Here is a 6468-nt window from a genome sequence, read left to right as displayed (position 1 = left end):
GTCAACCGCATCACCTATACCGGCGACCTCGGCTACGAGATCTGGATGGCGCCGGCCTATCAGCGCCTCGTCTATCACGCGATCAAGGAAGCCGGCGAGGAATTCGGCCTCGTCGATTTCGGCATGCGCGCGCTGCTGTCGATGCGCCTGGAGAAGAACTTTCCGACCTGGTTCCGCGAACTGCGCCCGGTCTACGGTCCCTTCGAAGGCTCGATGGACCGCTTCATCAAGCTGGAGAAGAACGACTTCATCGGCCGCGAGGCTTCAGCCAAGGAGCAGGCGCAAGGGCCGAAGCTGCGCCGCGTCTCCTTCATCGTCGATGCTGCGGATGCCGACGTGATGGGCGACGAGCCGATCTGGGCCAAGGTCGGCAAGGACTACGGCACGGTGGAAAAGCCGCATGGCTATGGCGCGCCGCGCTTCGACACGACAGGCAAGGAAGTGCGCGGCTCCAAGGCCGCCGAGGGCGCTTCGGCCGTGCGCGGCATCGTAGATGGCGAGTGGCGCGTCGTCGGCTGGGTGACGTCGGGCGGCTATGCGCATTATGTGCAGAAGTCGATGGCGCAGGGCTATGTTCCGGCGGCCCTCGCGGAAGACGAAAGCGCCGGCCTGTTCGAAATCGAGATCCTCGGGCACCGCCGCCCGGCCCGCATCAATGTCGAGCCGCCCTTCGACCCGAGCGGCGAAAAGATGCGCACATAAGGGCCATTCCCGCTTTCGGATCGCGTTGGTGGCCGGCTATAACAACCGGCCACCGGCGCATCAGATGAGAAGACGACCCCTTTGCGGCAGCTAGAGAAATGGACCGACTGGCTCTGCGATGAACGAGCCGGCCCTTTCAGCGCCGCGATCGCCTTTGCGCTCATATACTGCCTTGTCCAGATCGCGGCGATGACGCTCTTGTCCCACTTCGTGGGCACCGGCGTCGGCGTCGACGACGCCGAACAGTTGATGGCGATGCAGTTCCTCACGGCCGGCTATGGCAGCTCGCAGCCACCCTTATACACTTGGCTCGGCATTCTCACCGCGTCTTTGGTCGGAACCAACATCCTCGCGCTCAAGATCGTCAAATACGCCCTGCTGGCCGGCGGATTGGCCGCCTGCTTCGCCGCGGTGCGCCGCGTCGGCTACTCGAACCGCGCCGCCGCCGCCGCCATGTTCGGCCTGCTGCTTTTTCCGCAGATCGTGTGGGAGATGCAGCATGCCCTCACCCACTCCGCCGCGATTTTTTGCTTTTCGTCGCTGCTGCTCCTGGCGGTGGTCGAGCTGCAGAAGCGGCGGTCGACAGCCGCCTATGTGCTGCTCGGCCTGGCGGCTGCTGCGGCAATGCTGTCGAAATACAATATGGTGATCTTTCTAGCCGCGCTGTTCCTTGCGGCGCTGTCGCTTCGCGAGACGCGTGAGGCGATCTTCGACCGTCGTTTCCTGATCAGCGTGGTTGTGGCCATCCTTGCCTGCCTGCCGACATTTTATTGGAGCCTCACGCATCTGGGAGACCTGCTGGCGCACGGCGAGGGTTTTGGCATCGGCGAGGGCGGCAGCGCGGCAAAGACGTTGTCTCGCGGCATCCTTGGCTTGGGTAAGGCTATTTTGAACTTCGCCGGGCTGCCGATCTCGGTCTTTGCCGTCGCGTTCTTCCTGGCGCGCAAGAAATCCGCACCATCGCCCGAGACGGCATCGTGGCCGGAAAAGCTGGTCTGGCGAGCGATTGCCTTCGCCTTGTTGATCACGCTCGTGGTGGTGCTCGCAGGAGGGATCACCCAGTTTCGCGATCGCTGGATGCTTCCCGTGTTCGTGCTTCTGCCGGCTGCCCTGGCCATGCGCCTCGACGCCATGGGGGAAAGAGGCAGAAAGACGCAAGCCACGATCGTCTTCGTCGGCGCCGTGATCGCCATCCTGGTGATGCCGGTAAGCTGGTACATGCACGTCCATGGTGGCGACAACCGCGGCAGCATCGTACGGATGGACTATGCTTCGCTCCATCGTCAGCTGACGGCCGACGGGCCGGTCGGCACAGTGGTCTCGAGCTGGTTCTGGATCGGCAATCTCCGCCTGGTCGATCCCGATCTCGTCGTGCTCGACGACGAGATCCCCGATTTCGCCAAGTCGATCCGCGAGCCTGCTATGCTTGTCCTAGCGGACGACGAAGAGCCTGCTTCGGTCATTTTCGACAGGATCACCAAGGCCGGCTATGTGATGGACACCCTCCATCGGCGTATCGTGGTGCCGCAGCTCTCCGGAGGCTTGCCACGCCAGGTGACCATAACGAGATTGCACAAGATGACGACGCAATAGCGTCGGGGAACCGCATGGACAAACTACGCTTCGGCCGCCACCGCAAGATCATGCCGTTCGAACCGGGCTCGGTCGAAGCGCTGCGCGAAGCTTCCCGCGACAAGGCTGCCGCGCTGAACCAGCACGTGCTGGGCTACGGCGCGATAGCCGAAGCCGAATGGGCGGCGGCAGGCATCGCCGCTCCCGACTTGCCGGCCATGCGGCAATACCGGCTCGAGCGTATCCGCACCGAGCTCAAGCGCCGCGGCCATGCCGGCGCACTCCTCTACGACCCGGTCAACATCCGCTACGCGACCGATTCGACCAACATGCAGCCCTGGGTCGCGCACAACCCGACCCGCCACTGTTTCGTCGCCACCGAAGGCCCGGTGGTGCTGTTCGACTATTTCTCCTGCGAGCACCTGTCCGACCATGCCGGCGTCGTCGACGAGGTGCGGCCGGCAGTGTCGTGGATGTATCTCTATAGCGGCGAGTTGACCGATCGGAAGGTCCGCCGCTGGGCCGCCGGCATCGCCGAGCTCGTTGCCGAGCACGGTGGCGGCAACCGGCGCATCGCCATCGACCACATCAATGCGGAAGGTGTCGAGGAGCTTGCCCGCCGGGGCATCACGGTCGGCAATGGCGAGGCGGTGATGGAGAATGCGCGCCTGATAAAGTCGCCTGACGAGATCCTTGCCATGCGCCGCGCCATCGTCGCCTGCGAGGCGGCGATGGGCGAGATGCAAGCGGCGCTGAAGCCGGGCATTTCCGAGAACGAGCTGTGGGCGGAACTGCATCGCGGCAACATCGCGCGCGGCGGCGAATGGATCGAGACGCGGCTTCTGTCGTCCGGCCCGCGCACCAATCCCTGGTTCCAGGAATGCTCGTCGCGCATCGTCGAGGACGGCGACCTCGTCGCCTTCGACACCGACCTCATCGGCCCTTACGGCTTCTGCGCCGACCTCTCGCGCACCTGGCTCTGCGGCAACGGCAGGCCGTCGAACGAGCAGCGCGACCTGTTCCGCATTTCCGCCGACCAGATCGCCCATAACACCGACCTGATGCGGCCGGGCATCTCCTTCCGCGATCTCGTCGAGCGTTCGGCGGTCCCGCCCGGAGACTGTTTCCCGACGCGCTACGGCGTGCTCTATCACGGCGTCGGACTGGCTGACGAATACCCGACCTTGCCGCATGCCAGCGATTGGACTGACGACACGCCCGACGGCGTGCTTGAGCCGGGCATGGTGCTGTGTGTGGAAAGCTATATCGGCCGGCTGGGCGGGCACGAAGGCGTCAAGATCGAGGATCAGATCCTGATCACCGAAACCGGCAATGAAAAGCTTTCGGCCTATCCGCTGGACGAGCGACTGCTCGGCAGTTGAGCCGTATTAAAGCATGTCTCCTGAAAGTGGCAACCGGTTTCGGGACAAAGACATGCGTAAAATCGGAAACGTAAAGCGCACAGAGCAAATCTGAAAGATCGCGACGCGCTTTAGCCGACCGAGGCGACAGCCTCGCGCATGGACGCAATGACATCCGCCGGCGTTGTGCTTGCGGTGATGAAAGGCAAGCCCTTCCGCCTTGTCGTCCAGCCGACGACCTTCACACGCCGCGCCGCCGGTTCGAAACGCTGCGCCAATGCCCAGCTCTGGCAATCGATGGCGGCGATATCGGCCCGGCCCTCGGCTACGGCGACGATCGACGACCGGTGGCCGCCGCTTTCACTGCGCGATGCGAAGATGTCGAGACTTTCGCCGATCGCCTCCAGGTCATGCGTCAGCCCCAGCAGCCCGGACATCGAATCCGGGTTGTTGAAAATGAAGCGCTTGCCGCGCATGAGATCGATGGGAATGACGGCCTTGCCATCCTCGGGCGAGGCAACCGACGGCCCGCCTTCGCCAAGCATCACCAGCGCGCTGGAATAGAGCTCGCCCTGCCCGCCCTCGAAAGCATCATAGTTAGGCTGGGCAATCACTTGCACGTGCTCGGCCAGGCCGAGTTCCATCGGCCCCCAGCAGGTCTGCCCGAAAAGCAGCGCCGGGCTCAGCCAAAGCTGGTGAAAATCGAACTCGTCCGGGGGCAATGTCGCCGGGTCGGGTGCAATCAGCTTTCCGGCGCCGTCGCGGATGCCGCCCGGCACCGGCGGCAGGTCGCGGTTGCTGCGCGCCATTATCTCCGGCGCATCGATGCCCCTCTGCCGGAAGGCATCGCGGAGCCGCATCCATTGCGCGTCGATTTCGCCACGCACCTCGGGCCAGTCATACATCGGCAAGGCCGCAACCAACTTACTCATGACGAAAAGCTTTCAAAAACAGGCGGCCCATCGGCGCCTGCGGCCCGCGGCGGAAAAGCGGTCGCGGAAACTCGCGATCACTCCTTGGGCGGCTCCGCCGGCACCGGAGCCGTTCCAAGGCCGCTCACATTGCGCGCCCTGATGCGCGGCTTGAAGGCGCGGCCGGGTTCCGGCGCGCGGCGCAGCACCGGATGCACCACCGGCTCCTTGGCCTTGAAGGCAAAGGATTTGAGCAACGCGAAATAATTCGGATAGACATAGCCGTTGTTCATCCGCAGCCATTCCTCGCGGCGATCGCGAAACATCTTCGGCAGTCTGTACCAGGCGACCGTCGGGCTCTTGTGGTGCACCAGATGCAGGTTGTTGTTAAGGAACAGGAACGACAGCGGCGACCGCTCGACGATGATCGTGCGGCCCTCCGGGTGCTCCGACCACTGATGCTCGGCATAGGTGCGGACGGAGATCAGCGACTGGCCAAGCCAAACCGGCACCAGAATGTAGAGCCAGAGCGGGATGCCGAAGCCGAACGTCACGATCGGCACCACGACGGCAACGCCGATGGCATGCAGCAGCCAGGCCCTGCGGATCACCTTGTCGCCGGCGGCCATTTGCCTGGCGTCATCGATGAAGAAGCCGATCGACGACAGCCACGGGCCGAGAATGAAGCGGCCGATCATGGTGTTGTTGAGCTTGAGCAGGAACTTCATCGCCGGCGGCAGTTCCTCATGCATCCAAAGCGCCTTGTAGTAGCTTTCCGGATCGTCCAGCGGATCGGTCAGCCGCTCGTCGGCATGATGGCGAAGATGGATCGTTTTGAAGCGGCGGAACGGCCAGACAAAGCCGATCGGAAGAAAGATGAAGGCTTCGTTGATCCTGGCGTTGCGGGTCGGGTGACCATGCGAAACTTCGTGCATGAGCGAGGATTGCAGGGCCAATATGAAGCCCAGGGCGACGAGGGCAACCAGCGGATGGGTCGGCCAGAGCAGGAAGCCGGTGGCGAGCCAGGCGCCATAGCAGAAGAGTGTGAGGAATACGGTCGGCCATTCCACGGCCGGTGTGCTGCTGCGTCTCTTGTTCATGCCAGTCATGCTATCGACCACTGCCCTCCAGTCGCCGGAACCAGTTTGATTCCTGACAACATTGTGTCAGGAGCCCGCGGTTGCATCAACGCGACAAAGCGCACAAACTGTTGCGAATGCGCATTTTTGGCTGCATATGTTATACATTGTAAACAGAATTGGGGATTCATTTACGCCTGAGCCGCGATCAGATCGGCCACGGCGCAAATTTTTCCTCCCTGGTACAGGAGCAGCATGATGGACAAGCGGGATCTGTCGACGATCTTTCGGGAACGTCTGAAATTGCTCTTGACACGCTCGGATCTGAACCAGTCGGCCTTCGCGACCGCCGTCGGCATCGACCGTTCGGCGCTCTCGCAACTGCTATCCGGGGCCTCGACCCGCCTGCCCCGTGCCGAGACGCTTCTCAACATCGCCGCAGAATTCAAGGTGTCGCTCGACTGGCTGTTGGGGCTCAGCCAGGATGAAGGCGTCACCGGCGAGATCCGCGAGAGCCTGGAGATCGAGGAGGCGCCCGACGGCTTCGACCGCACGCTGCTCGCCAAATGGCACGCCGAGGCGGCCGGGACGAAGATCCGCTATGTGCCGGCCGGCATTCCCGACCTGCTGCGCACCGAGGCGCTGGTCGAATACGAGGCCGGCATCACCAACAAGAGCCGCGAGGCGCAGGCCGGCGAAACGCAATACCGCATCGACTACACCAGGCGGCCCGAAACCGACATGGAAGTCTGCATGCCGCGCCATACGCTGGAGATATTCGCGCGCGGCCTGGGTGTCTGGGACCGTTTCCCGGAAACCGAGCGCCGCAGGCAATTGCTGCAC

6 protein-coding genes are annotated in these 6468 nt (G+C 63.3%); 4 read left to right on the top strand and 2 right to left on the bottom strand.

The features are described 5' to 3' along the window. The 3 genes from EOA38_RS24370 to EOA38_RS24360 all read left to right on the top strand — a co-directional run. The coding region (locus tag EOA38_RS24370; protein WP_145966051.1) for a glycine cleavage T C-terminal barrel domain-containing protein at positions 1-702 on the top strand (702 nt) is incomplete at its 5' end. Between the two features lie 81 nt (positions 703-783). After that, positions 784-2295, top strand: a complete 1512-nt coding sequence (locus tag EOA38_RS24365; protein ID WP_126093309.1) for a glycosyltransferase family 39 protein — start codon at positions 784-786, stop codon at positions 2293-2295. A gap of 14 nt (positions 2296-2309) precedes the next feature. Further along, positions 2310-3656 carry a Xaa-Pro peptidase family protein gene (locus EOA38_RS24360; protein ID WP_127300427.1) on the top strand — a complete coding sequence of 449 codons (1347 nt, stop codon included), beginning with the start codon at positions 2310-2312 and terminating at the stop codon, positions 3654-3656. Positions 3657-3766: 110 nt separating this feature from the next. Here the strand turns inward: EOA38_RS24360 and EOA38_RS24355 are convergent, their stop codons facing one another. Continuing rightward, entirely contained in the window at positions 3767-4567 is an 801-nt protein-coding gene (locus EOA38_RS24355; protein WP_126093307.1) for a PhnD/SsuA/transferrin family substrate-binding protein, read from the bottom strand. 77 nt (positions 4568-4644) lie between these two features. Beyond that, positions 4645-5655 carry a fatty acid desaturase gene (locus EOA38_RS24350; protein WP_126093306.1) on the bottom strand — a complete coding sequence of 337 codons (1011 nt, stop codon included), beginning with the start codon at positions 5653-5655 and terminating at the stop codon, positions 4645-4647. Positions 5656-5883: 228 nt separating this feature from the next. Here EOA38_RS24350 and EOA38_RS24345 point away from each other — a divergent pair. Continuing rightward, positions 5884-6468, top strand: a 585-nt coding sequence (locus EOA38_RS24345; RefSeq protein ID WP_145966050.1) for a helix-turn-helix transcriptional regulator, incomplete at its 3' end; no start/stop codon positions are given.

It is taken from the genome of Mesorhizobium sp. M1E.F.Ca.ET.041.01.1.1 (assembly GCF_003997355.1).
Taxonomy (GTDB): Bacteria; Pseudomonadota; Alphaproteobacteria; order Rhizobiales; family Rhizobiaceae; genus Mesorhizobium.
This window is presented reverse-complemented; position numbering and strand designations above follow the sequence as displayed.